Genomic DNA, 18,195 nt, shown 5'->3' with positions numbered 1-18,195 from the left:
GTCTTCTTCCGCTTATGTGCGAGATCGGCTCCGCGCGGTGAAGGACCCGTCACCGCAGAGCGTGCTCAGGCGGATGTGGGTCGGTGTGGAACCGAAGGATGACAAGGTTTACGTTAACGCTAAATGAACGCCGGGCAAAGTTTTAGTTGCTCAGTGTTTGCCAGTCCTGCGCGCCATCGCGTTCGCAGATGTCGGTCGCGGCTTCTGTTGCAGCCTGCAAAGCCTCTTCGGTCGAGAGTCCCCGGGCAACGGCTGCGGCCAGTGTTCCCGCGAACGTATCGCCCGCGCCCGTTGTGTCGACGGCCTCTATTCGGCGCGCGGGTGCGTGAATGCCGCGCCACAGAGCGCCCTGAGCGCCGAAGGTGATGCACACCCTTTCGTCAACGCGGTTGAGTCGTGCTGATTCCTGTTCGTTGACGATCACGATGTCAGCGGAGTCGGCGAGGCTCTGGGCTGCCTGCGTCCAGGGGGAGGGGTTGAGCAGGGTTGTCACGCCGCGTTCTTGAGCGGCTGCGAGGGCGCGCAAAGCCACCTGGTCTTGGATTTCCAAGACGATCGTCAGGACATCCCCGGGCTGTGCGTGCTCAAGAATGACCTCAATCTCCGGTTCGCCGACCGCGGCGTTCGCGCCCGGATCAAACAGAATCGCGTTGTTGCCGGAATCTTCGACGACGATCGTCGCCGACCCGGTGGGCCCCGAGGTGGTGCGCACGAACTCCGTACTCAGGCCGGAAGCTTGAAGGTGTTTGCGGTAGAAGGCCCCCTGGGCATCCGAACCAACACAGGACAAGAGGAGCGTTTCAGCGCCCGCCCGGTGTGCGGCAACAGCCTGATTGGCTCCTTTTCCGCCGGGCATGGTGCGCACGCTGTTCGCCATGAGTGTTTCACCCAGTCTGGGGTAGCGGGGAGCGCGGATGACCGTGTCGATGTTGATCGAACCGAGGACTATGACTTTGCCCATACCCCCATGATAGGTGCGAACATCCGGGTGGCCGCGGGTGTCTGTAGAAACAGTGCCTCGTTTGTGGCAAAGTGATGCGCATCGCACACAGGCGTGTGAAAAACAACAGCAAGGAGCACAGAGTCGTGACCCTGTCATATTCATCCGGCCCCGCATCAGCAGGGCTTCTCGGAGACACGATTGCCGGCAATTTCGCCACACAGACAGAAAAGACGCCGAACCTGCAGGCGCTCGTTGACCTTCCTACCGGCAGGTCGTGGACCTACGCGGAACTGGATCAAGATGCTGACCGCCTGGCCGCCGCCCTGATGGAACGCGGCCTGAAAAAGGGCGACCGCCTCGGGATCTTCGCCCAGAACATACCCGAATGGGTGCTGACGATGTACGCGGCGGCCAAACTCGGCGTCATCATCGTCAACATCAACCCGGCCTATCGGGAACACGAACTTGAGTTCATCCTCGAGCACTCCGGTGCCACGATGCTCATCAGCCAGGTATCGGCACCTCCTCACATCGACTTCGCCGAAGTGAGCAGGGCGGTCGCCGCAAAACTTGAGAACCTGTCGGTTGTCTACGTCGACACATCGCACGAACCGACCGCAACACCGATGAAACAACACGAGATCGCGCCGGAGGAAAAGTTCTCCGCACTTCTCGAAGCCGGGGAGAGGCTCCTGGCGGACGAAGGTGCCAAAGTGCGCACCCGCATTCGCCAGATCACGGACACACTCAGCTGTGACGAGCCGATCAACCTGCAGTACACCTCGGGAACAACCGGCTTCCCGAAAGGTGTGACGCTCACCCACCACAACATCCTCAACAACGGCTACCTGATCGGCGAGACCCTAGCGTACACAGAAGAGGACACGGTCGTCCTTCCCGTGCCGTTCTTCCACTGCTTCGGCATGGTCATCGGCATCCTCGCAGCGTTCAGCCACGGAAGCACGGCTGTGATTCCAAGCGCAGGATTCGACCCGAGTGCTGCCCTGAGAGCGGTGGAGAAAACGAAAGCGACATCGCTGTACGGCGTGCCGACGATGTTCATCGCCGAACTTGAACTGCCGAACTTCGACGACTACGGCCTTTCGACGCTGCGCACAGGCGTCATGGCGGGATCCACGTGCCCCGTCGAAGTCATGCGGGCCGTTATCGAACGGATGCACATGTCCGAAGTCGCCATCTGCTACGGAATGACGGAGACCGCGCCCGTGTCGACCATGACCCGAGTTGATGATTCACTCGAAGCCCGCACGGAAACCGTCGGGACGGTCATGCCGCACACGGAAGTCAAGGTCGTCGACCCCGTGACGGGGGAGACCCTGCCCCGGGGGCAGAAGGGCGAAGTGTGCACACGCGGCTACTGCGTCATGAAGGGCTACTGGAATCAGCCCGACAAAACCGCCGAGGTGCTCGATGCCGATGGCTGGATGCACACCGGGGACCTCGGGATCATGAACGAAGCGGGATACCTCGACATTTCGGGACGAATCAAAGACATGGTGATTCGCGGCGGCGAAAACGTCTACCCGCGCGAAATCGAAGAGTTCCTCTACACGCACCCGTCAATTCGCGATGTGCAGGTGGTCGGTGTGCCCGACCCCAAGTACGGCGAAGAGCTCATGGCCTGGGTCATCCTCCGCGAAGGAGTGGAAACACTGACAGCGGAAGATGTACGCGAATTCGCTCAGGGCAAACTGGCCCACTACAAGATTCCACGCTATGTCGAAGTCCGTGAGTCTTTCCCCATGACGGTTTCGGGCAAGATCCGCAAGGTCGAGCTGCGCGCAGAAGGAGCGGAGATCGTCTCCGCAGGCTGAGCGCCGACGGAACACACCACTGCGGAAGCGCAGGCAGATAGAAAGAGCCGCAGACAGTTAAGTCTGCGGCTCTTTCTGTGTCTTTCAACGCGGTGTCAGCTGAGCTGACCTGCGCTTATCAGATGTAGCGGATGAACTTCGCTCCGCGTTTGACCATCCAGGCGTAGCTGCGCTCGGATGTGCCGGTGCGGCGTGAACCCGCGTCGATCATCTTGCCCTTCTTGTCGGACACGATGCCGACGTGACCGGGTACCCAGATGATGTCGCCGGGCTTGGCCTCAGATGCCTTGACCACCTTGCCGGCGCTGCGCTGTGCGCCGGACACTCGCGGAATGTTGATTCCGTTCTTCTTGTACACGTACTGAGTGAAGCCCGAGCAGTCCCAGCCCTTCGTGGGGCTTGTGCCGCCCCACACGTAGCGGGTTCCGATTCCCTTGCGCGCTTCTTTGATGATGTTCTTGCGCAGCTGGTCTTCAGAAACCTTCTTCGACTTCTTGGGCTTCGAATCCTTCTTCTTAGGCTTCGGCTTCGGCTTTGGTTTCGGAGCAGGCTTCTTCGATTCCGGCTTCGGTGAGGGTTTGGGCGCCGGCTGCGGTGCCTGCGTCGACGGTGCGGGCTCAGGTGCCTGCGTCGACGGTGCTTCCGAAGGCTCCTGTGAAGCTTCGGAAGAAGGTTCAGGGCTCTGTTCCTGGCCGTTGTCGGTGTTGCCGCCCGGTGCCGGCTGCGTTTCAGGTTCCGGCTGCGGTGCAGGCTCCGGTGCGGGAGCCGCAACCTCCTTAACGCCGCCCTGGAAGCGCTGGGTGACGGAACCGTCTTCGTTGGTGACGGGTGCGTCGAGTGGGTAGCCCCACGAGCCGTTTTCAAAGCCGTTGGCGCGGTACTGCTGCCACATCTTGTCAACGACTGGTTCGGCGCCCGTCACAGGTGAGAAGAACAGCGCACCCTGCGCGAACGCCTGGTAGCAGCCGTTGTCCTTGATGACGCACTTGACTTCACCGGTCGCATTGCCGAGCAGCTGTGCGTGCTCAGTGGCAGCGGAGGCCATCTGCGCCGGTCCGGCTTCTTCAGATTCGGTTGAAATCTGCGTACCACCCAGGCTGCTGGTCTCGCCAGTGTCTCCCTGGGAAGTAGCGGGGGCAGCGCTGACCGCGGAACCGGATGCGATGCCCGTGCCGAATAGCATGACAGTCGCTGTTGCGGCGACCGTCACTTTATTCAAAAGAGACATGTTTCCCCGTATAAAAACTAACGGCCCGACTCGAAGGAGGAAGAAGGTCGAAGCCTAGGCTGTTGAGTTTCAAGAAGCCATAATATGACAAAACTGCAACATTGTCACAAGGAATTTATGAAATGACCGGCGCGTCGGCTTGAACATTCCCTAGATAGTGCGAGTTTTCGCCGGTGGCGGGCGGTTTGCTCCTCATGTGGTTGTGCTGGATTTCCTGCGAACTCTGCTCTGCAGGGCGAACTCTTGACCGCTCCCGAGGTGGACCTCGCTGGCTGCCGTGGGATGGATTTGCATCTGTGCGCAGGGTGTTCTAGAGTTATGACTTGTGCTCAAGAAGAGCACTAATCCTCCGTAGCTCAGTTGGCAGAGCATTCGACTGTTAATCGAAGGGTCGCTGGTTCGAGCCCAGCCGGAGGAGCGCTTCAGCCCCGATCCCAGGATCGGGGCTTTTTCGTCTTCGGTTTTTCCTCCCCGCCAGTTCTCTCAGCGGGTCTGCACTCGAACCCTGTACAGTGCTGGAGTGATCATTTGGGCAGCCTTGGGGTTTGCGCTGGTATCTGCGGTAGGACTTGCCGCAGGTGCGGCTGTGCAGCACTCCGGTGTAACGACATCGCACGACTCCGAGCGCTTCGGCATTCGCTCATTCTTCCAACTGTTCAAATCGGGCAGGTGGCTGCTGGGCACCGCGATCATGGTCATCGCCGTCACCGCCGGTGTCCTGTCCCTTGCTCTTGCCCCCGTCATGGTTGTTCAGCCCGTCGGTGCCATCTCGCTGGCCGTTTCCGTCCTCATCGCCCGATTCGCTCGTGGTCTGGTGTTCAAGAGGCGCGTCTACACGTCGGTTCTTCTCTGTGTCGCCGGTGTCGCCGGTTTTGTAGGAGTTTCTTCGCTCTTTGCCGTGTCTCGCGTCAGATTCGGTGCTGAGGCCCTCCCAATGGTGTGGGTCTCAGCGGCACTTCTCGCAATCACCGTTGTGGGCCGCCTTGTTCAGCGCCGACCGCATCAGCTGTTCAACGTGGTCAGCGCGGCCATTCTCTTTGCGTGTGTGGCAACCAATACGCATATCTGCGCGTCTCAGTTCCTTGCCGGGGGACTGCCGGCGGTGACCTGGAGCAACCTCTTGTGTGTTGCCGCGTGCGGTGGAATAGGTTCGTGGTTTGTGCAGGCCGGCTACGCTTCGGGACCGCCGGAAATCGTCATTGCAGGCCTGACGGTGATCGACCCGATCGTCGCGGTGATCCTCGGTGTTGTCGTACTCGATGAGGCCGCTGCCGCACCGTTGTGGGTTCCTGTGATTATGGTTGCGGCCGGACTGGTAGCGTGCTTGGGAGTTATCGTCCTCGCTCGCTTTCACCCCGATGTGCTTGAACGCCGAGAGCGTGACGAGAGCACCCCGTCCCCAACCTCACAGCGAGCATGAACCGTCCCCTCACAATCGTCATTCCCGCCGAAACCTACGCCCCGGAAGTCAACGGCGCTGCAACATTCGCCCAGCAGCTCGCCCAAGGTCTGGCTGGACGCGGGCACAGAGTCCACGTCATCTGCCCTTCACCCTCGGGCATGGCCTACCACCGAGCGGACGACTGCGGCGTTGAGGTCCACTACATCAAATCTCTGCGCTGGCCGCTGCATCCCACGTGGATGATCTGCATGCCCTGGGACGTCGCGCCGGCATTTGACCGGCTGATCGACCAGATTCAGCCCGACATCATCCATACCCAGGCACATTTCGTCATCGGACGGCGTGCTTTTACGACGGCGCGTCGCCGTCACATCCCCATTGTGGGCACCAACCACTTCATGCCCCAGAACGTCGCGCCATACGTCAGTGCGCCCGGGGCGATCGTCGCTGCGGCCGAGAAGGCCGCATGGTGGGACTTGAAGAAGAAATACCAGTCTGCTGACTACATCACGGTTCCCACCCAATTGGCCGCGGACCTGCTCCACCAACACGGCTTTGACAAGCCGATCCGAGCAGTGTCCTGCGGCATCGACCTGTCCCACTTCCACCCTGCCGACCCAGCAGAGGACAGGGCCGGCACCTCGCCGACAATCCTCTTTGTCGGTCGTCTGTCGGCTGAGAAGCACATCGAGGACATCATCGAGGCAATTGCCAAGACTGATCCGGCGCTGGACCTGCGGGCTGAGATCATCGGCGCGGGCGAACAGGAAAGAGTACTGGCGGACCTTGCAGACAAGCTTGGAGTTGCTGATCGCGTGGTTCTGCGCGGGAAGGTCAGCGATGCTGAACTCGTGGCCGCCTACCAGCGAGCAGACATTTTCTGCATGCCCTCAACCGCTGAACTGCAGTCGATTGCAACACTCGAGGCTCTGGCTACGGGTGTTCCCGTGGTTCTTGCAGATGCGGTGGCCCTCCCGCACCTTTGCGAGGACGGAGTCAACGGTCGACTCATCGCACCGAGGGACATCGACGGATACGCGCAGGCGTTCACTGAAATCGCCACGGCCCCTCTTGATGAGCGCGAGGCTATGAGCCTGGCCGCGCAGAAGATTGCGGCTCGTCACGATATCTCAGCAACTCTCGATACCTTTGAAGAGATCTACTCGGGTTGTCTTCAGAACTGAAGAAACTCGAAAAACTGAGTTCCACCTCGGGAACCGGTTTCCATCTGACTACCGAAGGCAGCAGATCCTCCTGCTGAATGACGAAAGGCGGCGCACAGGGTGAGTTCCGGAAAGCTGACACAGCAGCAGAGGCAGATTCTGTTGGTAGTGCTCATTCCGGTGTTCATGTCGCTGCTGAGCGTGTCGATCGTCAACGTCGTCCTACCGGGCATAGGCCGGGATCTTGACGCGCCGTCATCGGCTCTTCAGTGGGTTCTGTCCGGCTACACGCTGTCTTTCGGCGTGCTTCTGGTTGCAGCCGGGCGTGCTGGAGACGTGTATGGGCGCGGTCGCCTGTTCGTCATCGGTTCGATCCTGTTCGGCGCAGCGTCGCTGCTTGCCGGATTGGCGCCGAACGACATCGTGCTCAACATTGCCCGCGTCCTCATGGGCTTTGGATCCGGACTGCTGAATCCGCAGACCGTCGGCATCATCCAGCAGTATTTCTCCGGCCCTGAACGCGGCCGCGCATTCGGCTACTTCGGTTCGACGGTCGGCATTTCGGTGGCGATCGGTCCTGTGCTCGGCGGGGTCTTCATGGCTGCTTTCGGTGACGGCTGGGGCTGGCGTGCGTCCTTCCTCATCAACGTTCCCTTCGCGCTCATCGGGGCTTTTGCAGCGTTTCGCCTGTTCCCGGCGAGTGCGTGGACGAGTGCTGCTGACACAGCCGAGACTGACGGTCGTGGAAAGTCCCGCGCCGACATGGACCCGGTTGGAACAGTGCTCTTCGCGCTGGCGATCCTGCTGATCATGCTGCCCTTCATGGAGCGCGCACTCGGTGCCTGGGTGTTCTCGCTCGTGTTTGTGGGCCTTGCACTCATCGGCGTTTGGGTTGCCTGGGAGAAGCGCTACAAGGCCCGCGGGCGCGAACCGATGGTTGATCTCAGCCTCTTCCGGATCCCGAGCTTCGCAAACGGCTCACTGCTCATCGGCCTGTATTTCATGGGCACGACCAGCATCTGGGTTGTGTCTGCGGTGTTCCTGCAGGGCGGTCACGATTTCACCGCGCTGCAGGCTGGTCTTATTGGACTTCCGGGAGCACTCGGAACCATCGGGACCTCTGCCTGGGCCGGCCGCAGGGTCTTCGCCTACGGTCGACGCCTGGTTCTCTGGGGCATGGTGATCGCCATTGTGTGCGTTGCCGGCTCGATCGGTGTTGTTCTGCTTGCTCAGGCGGGGCTCGTGAGCATCTGGTGGCTTATGCTCCCGCTGTCTGTTCTGGGCACGGCACAGGGCGTCATCGTCAGTCCCAACCAGACTCTCACCCTGCTCGAGGTGCCGGTCCGGGATTCCGGAGCCGCCGGCGGGGTGCTCCAGACTGGGCAGAGGGTCGGTACGGCAGTGGGCATCGCCGCCATCACCGGAACCCTGTTCGCGGTCCAGGCGACTGCAGGCTGGGACGCTGCGTTCATCACTGCTTTCACCGTCATCGGCGTCATCATGAGTGCGGCCGCCGCGGTGGCCGTCTGGGATGTGATCGTTTCGGGCCGCCGGGGCGGCAGTCAGCCTCCGGGCCGCCAGACCGTATCTTCCAGCTGAACCCTGTGCGAAGTTTGCGCGCACGTGACGGTTTTCTGACCGCGGCAGCCTGTGTGTGAGACACTGGCAGCGCCCGCAAAAGGAAAAGGGGAGTAGCGCCAGTGACACACGATGCCAACGCCATCGGAGGTCCGGACCTCGAAGAGCTTGTGCGCTCCGGGGGAGTGCGTTCGCTGTTTTCTCCAGTCGTTGATGTCATTACCGGCATGGACGCCGGGTACCGCGTCAGACACAGTGCAGACACCGACGGAGCACCGATCAGCCCCCAAGATCTGCGACGGGCCGTCCGCGATTCGCACATGGTGGGGGACATCGATTCGTCCATCCGCGAACAGACTCTTCGGGATGCCGAAGCCGCGGGTCTTGAATCCCACACGCGACTGTTTGTGAACGCTGAACCGGAATCGCTCGTCACTCTTGAAGACCGCACGGATCGCGACGCTCGGATCATCCTGCAGCTCGACCCGTTGAGCATCGCCGCTCAGCCGGGGTCAGTGCTGCGTTCTGTGCGCTCCGCCCGCCAGCTGGGCTGGTCGATGGGGATATCGGGCGTCGGGCTCGACCTTGCTACAACGGCTTATCTGCCGCTGGTCAATCCCGCGGTGGTGGCTCTCCACCCGGGCGTGCTCAAAATAGAAGACAAAGAACACCTGGCTAAGCTCAATATGCTCTTGCGAGCCCACGTTGAACGCACCGGGGCGGTCGTTGTTGCCGAGGGTGTTGATTCCGAGGACGACCTCATCATGGTGAATGCGCTTGGTGCGCGGTTCGCCACGGGGGAACTGTACGCCGAGCCTACGGAAAAGCCGAACCCGGTGACCATCCCTCCCGAAGATGCGCTGTCTGGGCACTACACCCGCAACAAACAGATTCAGGGTACGCCCTATTCAATCGCGCTGGGGCTGCAGACTGATCCGCTGGTCGTCGACTACGACTTCATGATCGAGCACATGGTGCAGCTGCTGCAGCGGGCGTCCTCGGCGGGATCTTCAGCGCTCGTCGTCGGTGTGTTCGGCGAAGAAGAGAAGCTGCCCGACAAGGTCGAACAGGTGTATCGGTCTGTTGGCAGGACTGCGGGGCTTGCTGCGGTCCTATCGGGTGGTTTCGAAGAATCGCCGATGCCGAGTGTCCGGTCTGGACCGGTTGACCATTCCGATGCGCTGCGCGACGAATACGCGGTCATCGTTGTCGGGCCGGACTGGTCGAGCATGGTCAGTGCGCACCGCCGCAACGAGCTGGGCTCGGACGGTCGCCGCGAATTCGACCTGTTCATTACGACCGAGCGCTACACCAGCGTCGACGCCGCGCGGTCAGTTCTTTCCCGCATTCGCCTGCAGAAGCGCTGAAGACCAAGAACACTTCGGTTGCAAACACCGCCCGGTTCCGTTGGCCAAGAGGCAAAGCCAACGGAACCGGGCGGAGTGGTGCTCGGTGGAGCGTTTAATTCAGACTGCGCGGGAAAGCCAGCGAATCGGTGCGCCTTCTCCGGCGCGACGGAAAGCTTCGAGCTCGTCATCCCAGGCCTGGCCCAGGGCGAGGGACAGTTCGGCCTGCATGCGCTCGGAGTCTCCGGCGGAGCGTGCCATGACAGCGCGGATGATGTCCTCGCCGACGACAATGTTGCCGTGGACGTCGGTCAGCGCATGGAAAATGCCGAGGTCCGGTGTATGGCTCCACCGTGCGCCGTCGAATCCCGGAGACGCTTCCTCGGTGACTTCGTAGCGAACATTGGCCCAGCCTTTGAGAGCAGACGCGATCTTAGCGCCTGACCCAGCCGGGGCTGCCCAGCAGACTTCTGCCCGCAACAGACCAGGAGCTGCCGGCTGCGGTGACCAGTCAAACTTTGCTTGGGCACCAATAGCACCGCCTGCGGCCCATTCAATGTGAGGGCACAGCGCACGCGGTGCAGAGTGGACGAACAGTACGCCCTGAGTGTTATTCACTTTGCCTCCTTGATCGTTCCGAAAACGTCTTCCCCACGAATCGAAACGCCAAGAGGTTCCTAGCCATGATAGTGCAAAACGCTAAGAAGAGAAATACCGTCCCGGTGTGCGCACTGCTATGCTGTCGATGTTCTGACCCCCTGTAGCTCAGCTGGTTAGAGCAGGGGACTCATAATCCCTTGGTCGCCGGTTCAAGTCCGGCCGGGGGGACTCTCATTCAGCCATCAGAGCCGCTGACCGCGCGTCGGCTTAGGCCCTGTGGCAGAAACAATTCGGGGTGGGTATCGCAGTGATACCCACCCCGAAACAGTCAGCTGCTGAAGATCAGACGCTCTTGAAAAGTACGACGGCGTTGTGACCGCCGAAGCCGAACGAGTTCGACAGTGCGGCGATCGGACCGTCGGGCAGTTCTGCCGGCTTATCGCGGACGATGTTGAGATCGATCTTCGGATCGACATTCTCAATGTTGATCGTCGGCGGGGCCACGCGGTTGTGCAGAGCCAGGACGGTGAAGATCGCTTCAACAGCGCCCGCACCGCCGAGCAGGTGGCCGGTCATGGACTTCGTGCCGGTCACCAGAGCATCGTGTGTGTGCTCGCCGAGCAGTGCGTTGATAGCCAGGGATTCCGGCACATCGCCGACCGGCGTCGAGGTTGCGTGGGCATTGATGTGCTTGATGTCCTCAGGCTTGAGCTCGGCGCATTCGAGCGCCTGGCGCATGGCCCGCAGGGCGTACTTGCCTTCGGGTTCGTTGGCGGTGATGTGGTGCGCGTCGTTGGTGACGCCCCAGCCGCCGAGCTCCGCATAGATCTTCGCGCCGCGCGCTTCTGCGTGCTCCTTGGTTTCCAGCACGAGAGCGCCAGCGCCTTCGCCCATGACAAAGCCGTCACGGTCGACGTCGTAGGGACGCGATGCGGTTTCAGGCGAATCGGTACGGCGCGAAAGGGCGCGCATCGATGAGAAGGCCGACATTGTGAACGGGTGAATGGCGCTTTCTGAACCGCCTGCAATCACGACGTCAGCGCGGCCGGACCTGAGCACGTCAAAGGCGTGGCCAATGCTTTCGGTGGACGAAGCGCACGCGGAGACAACCGTCTGCACACCTGCGTGGGCGTGGTATTCCATGCCGATGGCAGCGGCGGGGCCGTTGGGCATGAGCATGGGGACGGTCAGCGGCATAACGCGGCGGGAGCCCTCTTCGCGCAGAGTGTCCCAGCCGTTGAGCAGGCTCCAGACGCCTCCGATGCCCGTGGCCCACGAAACGGCGAGTCGATCAGCATCGACTTCGGCGCCCTCTTCGCTGAAGCCGGCATCAGCCATAGCCTCTTTGGCGGAGATCAGTGCGAACTGGCTGGAGGGATCAAGGCGCTTGGCCTGGACTCGTGTGAGCTTGTCTTCGACAACTGCCGGATCGACGGCAGCCGCAAAGTTGACAGGGATGTCGTACTTTTCCTGCCAGTCGTTGTCGAGTGCTTTGACACCGGACGTGCCGGCGAGAGCTGATTCCCAGGTTTCTTCGGCGGTGCCGCCCAGAGGGGAGACAGCGCCGATGCCGGTGACGACAACTGTGGAAGTCATGTGGTTACCTCGTCGAATCTTGGGGGGTAAGCCGCCGAGCTCGTGCGAGCCCGGCGGCTTAGGGAGATCAGGCCTGCTGAGCCTTAACGATGTAGTCAACAGCGTTCTGGACGGTTTCCAGGTCCTTGACGTCGTCGTCCGGGATCTTGACGTCGAACTTCTTCTCAGCGTTGACGACGATGGTCATCATCGAGATCGAGTCGATGTCGAGGTCATCGGTGAACGACTTCTGCGGTTCAACAGCGTCGACGGCGAGGCCGGTTTCTTCGTTGACGATTTCTGCGAGTCCTGCAAGGACTTCTGCTTCGGTGTTAGCCATAGTTTCCTCTTTCTCTTTGACTGCTTGCAGTCGTGTGACATTGATTCGACGAATGCCCGAATCGATATTACGTCAGGAGGCGCGCTGTGTCCCGTGACTCAGCGGTCTCCAAGTCAATCAGGGGAGCTGCACTACCTGGGCTCCGTACACCAGGCCGGCGCCGAAGCCTATCTGCAGGGACAGGCCGCCGGACAGCTCCGGGTTTTCCTTCAGCAGGCGGTGGGTTGCCAGCGGAATGGACGCCGATGATGTGTTGCCGTTCTCTGCAATGTCTCGGCCGATCACGACGGAGTCTGGAACGCCGAGCTGCTTTGCCAGGTTGTCAATGATCCGCATGTTCGCCTGGTGTGGCACGAATGCGGCGAGGTCGGAAGCCTGAACGCCGGCGGCATCGAGCGCCTCCTTGGCGATCTCGACCATGTCGTAGACGGCCCAGCGGAAAACAGACGGTCCGTCTTGGCGCAGTGTGGGGAATCCAACTTCGCGGTCGTCCCGGTATTCGAAGAACGATGCGTGCATTTTGATGGTGTCCCACTTCTGCGGGTTTGATCCGATAACCGACTGTGAAATGCCGGGCGTGTCGGAAGACTGCACGACGGCAGCTCCCGCACCGTCTCCGAGGATGAAGGAAATCGACCGGTCTGTCGGGTCGATCCAGTCGGAGAGCTTCTCAGCGCCGACCACGAGGACGTTGTCGGCCATGCCCGAGCGCACGACAGCGTCGGCCTGGGCGATGCCGTAGCAGTATCCTGCGCACGCGGCTGAAATATCCCAGGCGGGGATCGGGCCGGTGCCCAGTTCAGCTGCGAGTTTTGCTGCCGCTGACGGCGTCGGGTAGGGGAAGGTTACGGTCGCGATGATGATCGCGCCGATGTCTTCGGGCGTAAGCCCGGCGTTCGCGATTGCCTCCTTGGATGCCTCCAGGGACATGTCGATGAGGCTCGTATCTTTGTCGGCGCGGCGGCGCGTGACGATGCCGGTGCGCTGCTGAATCCATTCGTCAGACGAATCGATGGGGCCGACGATGTCGTTGTTGTGTACGACGACGTTCGATCGACCGGCTCCGATGCCGGCGATGCGGGAATATCCCTGCGGGGTCGCGGTCTTGAGAGTTGCCACGTTGATCCCTTTCTTAGGCGTGGGCGGCGACGAAGGCGCGTGCTTCGTCGAGCTGATCGGCCGATGTCAAAGCGAAGGTCTCAACGCCCTTCATGCCGCGTCGGGCAATTCCGGTCAGCGTTCCACCGGGTAGGAGTTCGAGCAGACCAGTGACCCCGGCCTCCACGAGAGTCTGCTGGCACAGGTCCCATCTGACGGGCGAGGTGACCTGCGAAACCAGGGACTGGACGTACTCGCGGCCGTTTTCGACCGGACGGCCGTCGCGGTTCGACAGGATCGACACGGTCGGGTCGTTTGGGTTGAGTGAATCGGCCAGTTCCTGCAGTTCAGGCTGTGCCGATGCCATGAAGTCGGTGTGGAATGCACCGGCCACCTGCAGTGGGATGACGCGGGTGCGCTCCGGAGGGTTGTCCTTGAGCTTGTCGATGTTCTCAAGGGCGCCGGCGGCGACGATCTGTCCGCCGCCGTTGACGTTGGCCGGCTGAAGGCCCGCAGCCTCAATTGCCGCGAGGACGTCATCCTGGACTCCGCCGATGACAGCAGCCATACCCGTGGGCACGGCCTTGGAAGCCTGGGCCATGCCCCGGGAGCGGACGCCGACGAAGTTCATGGCGTCAGAATCGGTGAGAATGCCCGCGAGTGCGGCGGCGCCGATTTCACCCACCGAGTGTCCCGCGTAGAAGCTGGGTGCGGTGTCGCCGAGGACTTCGCGTGCCGAGGCGATTGCGGATGCAACAAGGAGCGGCTGCGCAATAGCGGTGTCCTTGATGGTTTCGTCATCCGATGAGGTGCCGTGGGCAATAAGGTCAAGGCCGACCGCTTCGGAAGCGCTGGCGATCGTCTGCTTAAAGCTGTCGATCTCCATAAAAGGCGTGAGGAATCCGGACTTCTGGGCGCCCTGACCCGGGCAGGCAACAACTAGCAAAGCTCTCCAACTTTCTCGACTGCGCAATGACGATAGTGTATTTGGCTGAAACCTCAGCGTGAATTGTCGTGGGCGTACAACTGCCCTGCGCTGTGCAGGTGGCCATACACCAAAGCGATCCGTATGACGAAGCCCGACCGCGCTTCGGTCGGATCGATCCCAAGAGCTTCTGTGAGCTTCTTGAGTCGATAGCGGACGGTGTTCGGGTGAACATCCAGGGCCCGCGCGGTTGTTTCCAGCGCACCGCCGTATTCGAGATAGGCGGCGGCGGTTGCCAGAAGCTGGCCGGACCCTGTTGCCAGGGGTTCGTAGTAGGAAGTCACAAGGGCGCGCACGGCGCTGCGGTCACCTGCCATGGCGCGTTCGGGAAGAAGATCATCGGCAAAGACGGGACGGGGAGTGTCGGGCCGGGCGCGTGCTGTGCGCAGACCCCACACGGCCGCTGATGCGCTCGTTCCCGCTTCGGCGAACGAACTGACCTCCGGGCCGATGACGATGTCCGACGGTCCGAAGAACGGCGATAGGTCCTCAGCGGCCGCTTCGATGTCAGACACACCGCCGAGCACAATGAGCAGTCGGTCGGAATGGACGCCGACCAGCGCGTCTTCGGCCCATTTCTTAGCCGTTGCGCGCACTTCTTCGATCGAGGCGCGGTCCTTGCGGCGCGGCGCGCGTCCCATGATGACGCGAATGGAGCCCTCAGAGTTCCAGCCGTAAGCGGCGGTGCGGCTGGCCAGTTCGTCAACGGAATCGCCGCGAACGAGAGCGTCGATGACCATCGCTTCGAGTCGAGCGTCCCAGCTGCCCCGCGCCTCGGCGGCGCGTGCATACACATCGGCGGCGGCAAAGGCGATTTCGCGCGAATAGATGAGCACCGCCTCGCGCAGTTCGGCCTGTTCGCCAGCGCGCGCAAGATCGCTCACCCGCTCTTCGACCACTTCGACGACTACGCGCAGCAGCTGCAGAGTCTGCTGCAGCGAAACCGACCGGACGAGTTCCTTCGGTGCGGATTTGAAGATGTCGTTGATGACCCGCAGGTGCCGGGTGGGATTGCGATACCACTCGATGAATGACGAAATTCCCGAGTTCGCAAGCACCACGACCCAGCCTTTGTCAGCCGAGGACAGCTGGGAGAACCAGCGCAGGCGTCCCTCAATGCGCTTCAGCGTCAGGTTCGACAGCGTGCGCTGACCGGCCTCGAGGCGGCGAATCGTGTCAGCGCGAGCAGCGGTCTTCGCGCCAGGTGCTTCATGGTCGGGCATGAGCACAACAATAGCGCCATAACGACAAAAGTCTTGTATTTGATACACAAAAGGGGCCGGGGAGTGGCCCCGGCCCCTTCTGCGGCGGAATCACTGCCGCGCGGCTGTGCTCATCAGGCGTCGCCGCCGGTGGTGCCCGATACACCCTTGCGCGGGTCGTCGAGTCCATACTTCTTAGCGGCCTCCGCAGCCTTCGACATGTCGATCTCGCCGGTGTCTGCCAGGCTGATGAGGGCCTGAACGACAACCGAGTGAGCGTCGATGAGGAAGTAACGGCGGGCTGCCGGACGCGTGTCGGAGATCGCGTAGCCGTCAGCTCCGAGGCTCGTGAAGTGGTTCGGCACGTACTGGCGGATCATGTCCGGAACGGTCCTGGTGAAGTCGCTCGTGGCGATGACCGGACCCTCCGAGCCCAGCAGCTTCTGCGTGACGAAGGGGACCCGGTGTTCAGCCTCCGGATCGAGCAGGCGAGCGTCGTCGGCTTCCTGGCCGTCACGGCGCAGCTCCTGCCACGAGGTGACAGACCACACGTCCGCGCTGACTCCCCAGTCCTTTTCCAGGATCTCCTGGGCCTCGAGGATCCACGGCACACCAACGCCGGAGGCCATGAGCTGAACCTTCGGGCCTTCGGTCTTGTTGCCGTCCTTGAGCTTGTACAGACCCTTGATGATGCCCTCGGTGTCGAGGTCTTCCGGTGCCTTCGGCTGGACCATCGGTTCGTTGTACATCGTGATGTAGTACATGACGTTCGGATCCTGGCGCGGGTCTTCGGGGTCGTACATCCGGTGCAGACCGTCGCGGATGATGGTCGCGATTTCGTAGGCGTAGGCCGGGTCGTAGGACACGATTGACGGGAAGGTCGAAGACAGGACGTGGGAGTGTCCATCGCCGTGCTGCAGACCCTCACCGGTCAGGGTGGTGCGTCCTGCGGTGGCACCGAGGATGAATCCGCGTGCCATCTGGTCGCTGGCCGCCCAGAACTGGTCGCCCGAACGCTGGAATCCGAACATCGAGTAGAAGATGTAGAACGGAATCATGGGTTCGCCGTGCGTGGCGTAGCTGGTGCCCGCGGCGGTCAGAGCGGTTGTCGAACCGGATTCGTTGATGCCCATGTGCAGCAGCTGGCCGTCGGTCGCTTCCTTGTAGGACAGGAAGAGGTCACGGTCGACCGAAATGTAGTTCTGGCCGTGCGGGTTGTAGATCTTCTTCGTGGGGAAGAAGGAGTCCATGCCGAAAGTGCGGGCTTCGTCAGGGATGATCGGCACGACGCGCTTGCCGAACTCCTTGTCGCGCATGAGGTCCTTGAGGATGCGGACAAACGCCATGGTCGAGGCGATTTCCTGCTTGCCGGAGCCGCGCATGCCTGGTTCGAAGACCTTGTCGTCGGGCAGTTTGATGTCGACGTACTTCGAGCGGCGTTCGGGGGTGAAGCCGCCGAGTTCGTGACGGCGGTCGAGGAGGTACTTGATCTCCGGTGCGTCCTCACCGGGATGGTAGTACGGCGGGAGTTCCGGGTTCTCTTCGAGCTGCTTGTCGGAGATCGGGATGGAGAAGTGGTCGCGAGCGGCCTTGAGGTCTTCGAGCGCCATCGTCTTCATCTGGTGGGTCGCGTTGCGGGCCTCGAAGTGAGGTCCGAGCGAGTAGCCCTTGACGGTCTTGACGAGGATGACGGTCGGCTGGCCGGTGTGCTCAAGCGCTGCCTTGTATGCCGCGTACACCTTGCGGTAGTCGTGGCCGCCGCGCTTGAGGTTCCAGATCTGCTGGTCGGTGTAGTCCTCGACCATGGCCTTCGTGCGGGGGTCGCGACCGAAGAAGTTGTCGCGGACAAATCCACCGGACTCGCCCTTGTAGGTCTGGTAGTCGCCGTCCGGGGTGGCGTTCATCAGATTGACCAGGGCGCCGTCGCGGTCCTTGGCCAGCAGCGGGTCCCACTCGCGGCCCCAGATGACCTTGATGACGTTCCAACCGGCACCTCGGAACCAGGATTCGAGTTCCTGGATGATCTTGCCGTTGCCGCGGACCGGGCCGTCGAGGCGCTGCAGGTTGCAGTTGATGACGAAGGTCAGGTTGTCGAGCTCTTCGTATGCGGCGTACTGGAGCATGCCGCGTGCTTCGGGCTCGTCCATTTCGCCGTCGCCGAGGAAAGCCCAGGTGTGCTGCTGGCTGGTGTCCTTGATGCCGCGGTTGTGCAGGTAGCGGTCGAACTGCGCCTGCGAAATGGCGGCCTGGGGGCCGATGCCCATGGAGACCGTGGGGTGCTCCCAGAAGTCCGGCATCTGCCGCGGGTGCGGGTAGGAGGGCAGACCGAAGGGCTTGCCGTTGACGTAGTGGGATGACTGCTGGCGGAAGCCGTCCATCTGCTCGGCGCTGAGGCGGCCTTCGAGGAAGGCGCGTGCATACATACCGGGGGAAGCGTGGCCCTGGTAGAAGATGTGGTCGCCGCCGCCGGGGTGGTCTTTGCCGCGGAAGAAGTGGTTAAGGCCCACTTCGTAGAGGGTCGCGGCTGAGGCATACGTCGAAATGTGTCCGCCGACGCCAATGCCCTCGCGCTGTGCGCGCTGGACCTGCACGGCTGCGTTCCAGCGAATCCACCTGCGGAAGCGGCGTTCGACTTCTTCGTCTCCCGGGAACCACGGTTCGTCTTCAGCGCCGATGGTGTTGACGTAGTCAGTGGCAGTCAGGCTGGGAACGCCGATTCGCTGCTGGCGAGCGCGCTGGATGAGGTTGAGCATGATGTAGCGGGCACGGGCAGTGCCGCCCTCTTCTACAAGCGCGTCAAGGGAGTCGATCCAGTCCTGCGTCTCCTGTGGGTCGATGTCCGGGACATTCGCGGGGAGACCATTGAGGATGGGGCCCTTGTTCTTGTTGTCCAAAGCAAT

Annotated in this window: 14 protein-coding genes and 2 tRNA genes; 7 read left to right on the top strand and 9 right to left on the bottom strand. The window is 61.8% G+C overall.

Annotated elements, in window-relative coordinates:
- Nucleotides 1-142 precede the first annotated feature (142 nt).
- Nucleotides 143-961 carry a ribokinase gene (locus tag Bravens_RS06630; RefSeq protein WP_019175357.1) on the bottom strand — a complete coding sequence of 273 codons (819 nt, stop codon included), beginning with the start codon at nucleotides 959-961 and terminating at the stop codon, nucleotides 143-145.
- Nucleotides 962-1,035: 74 nt separating this feature from the next.
- Between Bravens_RS06630 and Bravens_RS06625 the strand changes: the two genes are divergently transcribed.
- Nucleotides 1,036-2,778, top strand: a complete 1,743-nt coding sequence (locus Bravens_RS06625; RefSeq protein WP_062021592.1) for an AMP-binding protein — start codon at nucleotides 1,036-1,038, stop codon at nucleotides 2,776-2,778.
- 118 nt (nucleotides 2,779-2,896) lie between these two features.
- On the opposite strand, the gene Bravens_RS06620 is transcribed toward Bravens_RS06625, so the two are convergent.
- Nucleotides 2,897-4,006 (bottom strand): NlpC/P60 family protein, encoded by a 1,110-nt coding sequence (locus tag Bravens_RS06620; RefSeq protein ID WP_082791065.1) that lies wholly within the window; start codon nucleotides 4,004-4,006, stop codon nucleotides 2,897-2,899.
- Between the two features lie 345 nt (nucleotides 4,007-4,351).
- Between Bravens_RS06620 and Bravens_RS06615 the strand changes: the two genes are divergently transcribed.
- The 5 genes from Bravens_RS06615 (at nucleotide 4,352) to Bravens_RS06595 (ending at nucleotide 9,516) form a co-directional block, all read left to right on the top strand.
- Nucleotides 4,352-4,424 (top strand) — tRNA-Asn (locus tag Bravens_RS06615).
- A gap of 102 nt (nucleotides 4,425-4,526) precedes the next feature.
- Complete coding sequence (locus Bravens_RS06610) at nucleotides 4,527-5,426, top strand: DMT family protein (RefSeq protein WP_244878132.1); 900 nt, start codon at nucleotides 4,527-4,529, stop codon at nucleotides 5,424-5,426.
- On the top strand, nucleotides 5,423-6,592 hold the full coding sequence (locus Bravens_RS06605; RefSeq protein ID WP_062021583.1) for a glycosyltransferase: 1,170 nt from the start codon (nucleotides 5,423-5,425) through the stop codon (nucleotides 6,590-6,592). Before Bravens_RS06610 ends, Bravens_RS06605 begins: the two co-directional genes overlap by 4 nt.
- 99 nt (nucleotides 6,593-6,691) lie before the next feature.
- Nucleotides 6,692-8,170: an MFS transporter gene (locus Bravens_RS06600; protein ID WP_062021579.1), complete on the top strand. Its 1,479-nt coding sequence runs from the start codon at nucleotides 6,692-6,694 to the stop codon at nucleotides 8,168-8,170.
- Nucleotides 8,171-8,271: 101 nt separating this feature from the next.
- Entirely contained in the window at nucleotides 8,272-9,516 is a 1,245-nt protein-coding gene (locus Bravens_RS06595) for an EAL domain-containing protein (RefSeq protein ID WP_062021578.1), read from the top strand.
- A 99-nt stretch (nucleotides 9,517-9,615) separates the two neighbouring features.
- Here Bravens_RS06595 and Bravens_RS06590 read toward each other — a convergent pair whose 3' ends face one another.
- Nucleotides 9,616-10,113 (bottom strand): DUF3145 domain-containing protein, encoded by a 498-nt coding sequence (locus Bravens_RS06590; protein ID WP_062021575.1) that lies wholly within the window; start codon nucleotides 10,111-10,113, stop codon nucleotides 9,616-9,618.
- A gap of 136 nt (nucleotides 10,114-10,249) precedes the next feature.
- On the opposite strand from Bravens_RS06590, the gene Bravens_RS06585 reads away from it, so the two are divergent.
- Nucleotides 10,250-10,323 (top strand) — tRNA-Ile (locus Bravens_RS06585).
- Between the two features lie 114 nt (nucleotides 10,324-10,437).
- Here Bravens_RS06585 and fabF read toward each other — a convergent pair.
- From fabF to aceE, 6 genes are all read right to left on the bottom strand, one after another.
- The gene (fabF, locus tag Bravens_RS06580; protein ID WP_062021572.1) at nucleotides 10,438-11,691 is read right to left on the bottom strand and encodes a beta-ketoacyl-ACP synthase II; all 1,254 of its coding nucleotides are present in this window, start codon (nucleotides 11,689-11,691) and stop codon (nucleotides 10,438-10,440) included.
- Between the two features lie 67 nt (nucleotides 11,692-11,758).
- On the bottom strand, nucleotides 11,759-12,010 hold the full coding sequence (locus Bravens_RS06575; protein ID WP_019175348.1) for an acyl carrier protein: 252 nt from the start codon (nucleotides 12,008-12,010) through the stop codon (nucleotides 11,759-11,761).
- A gap of 117 nt (nucleotides 12,011-12,127) precedes the next feature.
- Entirely contained in the window at nucleotides 12,128-13,129 is a 1,002-nt protein-coding gene (locus tag Bravens_RS06570) for a beta-ketoacyl-ACP synthase III (RefSeq protein ID WP_019175347.1), read from the bottom strand.
- 13 nt (nucleotides 13,130-13,142) lie between these two features.
- The gene (locus Bravens_RS06565) at nucleotides 13,143-14,054 is read right to left on the bottom strand and encodes an ACP S-malonyltransferase (protein WP_062021569.1); all 912 of its coding nucleotides are present in this window, start codon (nucleotides 14,052-14,054) and stop codon (nucleotides 13,143-13,145) included.
- A 53-nt stretch (nucleotides 14,055-14,107) separates the two neighbouring features.
- Nucleotides 14,108-15,316 (bottom strand): PucR family transcriptional regulator, encoded by a 1,209-nt coding sequence (locus Bravens_RS06560; RefSeq protein ID WP_062022303.1) that lies wholly within the window; start codon nucleotides 15,314-15,316, stop codon nucleotides 14,108-14,110.
- A gap of 113 nt (nucleotides 15,317-15,429) precedes the next feature.
- The gene (aceE, locus tag Bravens_RS06555) at nucleotides 15,430-18,189 is read right to left on the bottom strand and encodes a pyruvate dehydrogenase (acetyl-transferring), homodimeric type (protein WP_062021566.1); all 2,760 of its coding nucleotides are present in this window, start codon (nucleotides 18,187-18,189) and stop codon (nucleotides 15,430-15,432) included.
- Between the last annotated feature and the right edge of the window lie 6 nt (nucleotides 18,190-18,195).

The organism is Brevibacterium ravenspurgense (genome assembly GCF_001584615.1).
In the GTDB taxonomy this organism is placed as follows: domain Bacteria; phylum Actinomycetota; class Actinomycetes; order Actinomycetales; family Brevibacteriaceae; genus Brevibacterium; species Brevibacterium ravenspurgense.
Note: the sequence above shows the minus strand (reverse complement) of the source record. Positions and strands in the feature narration are given on the sequence as shown.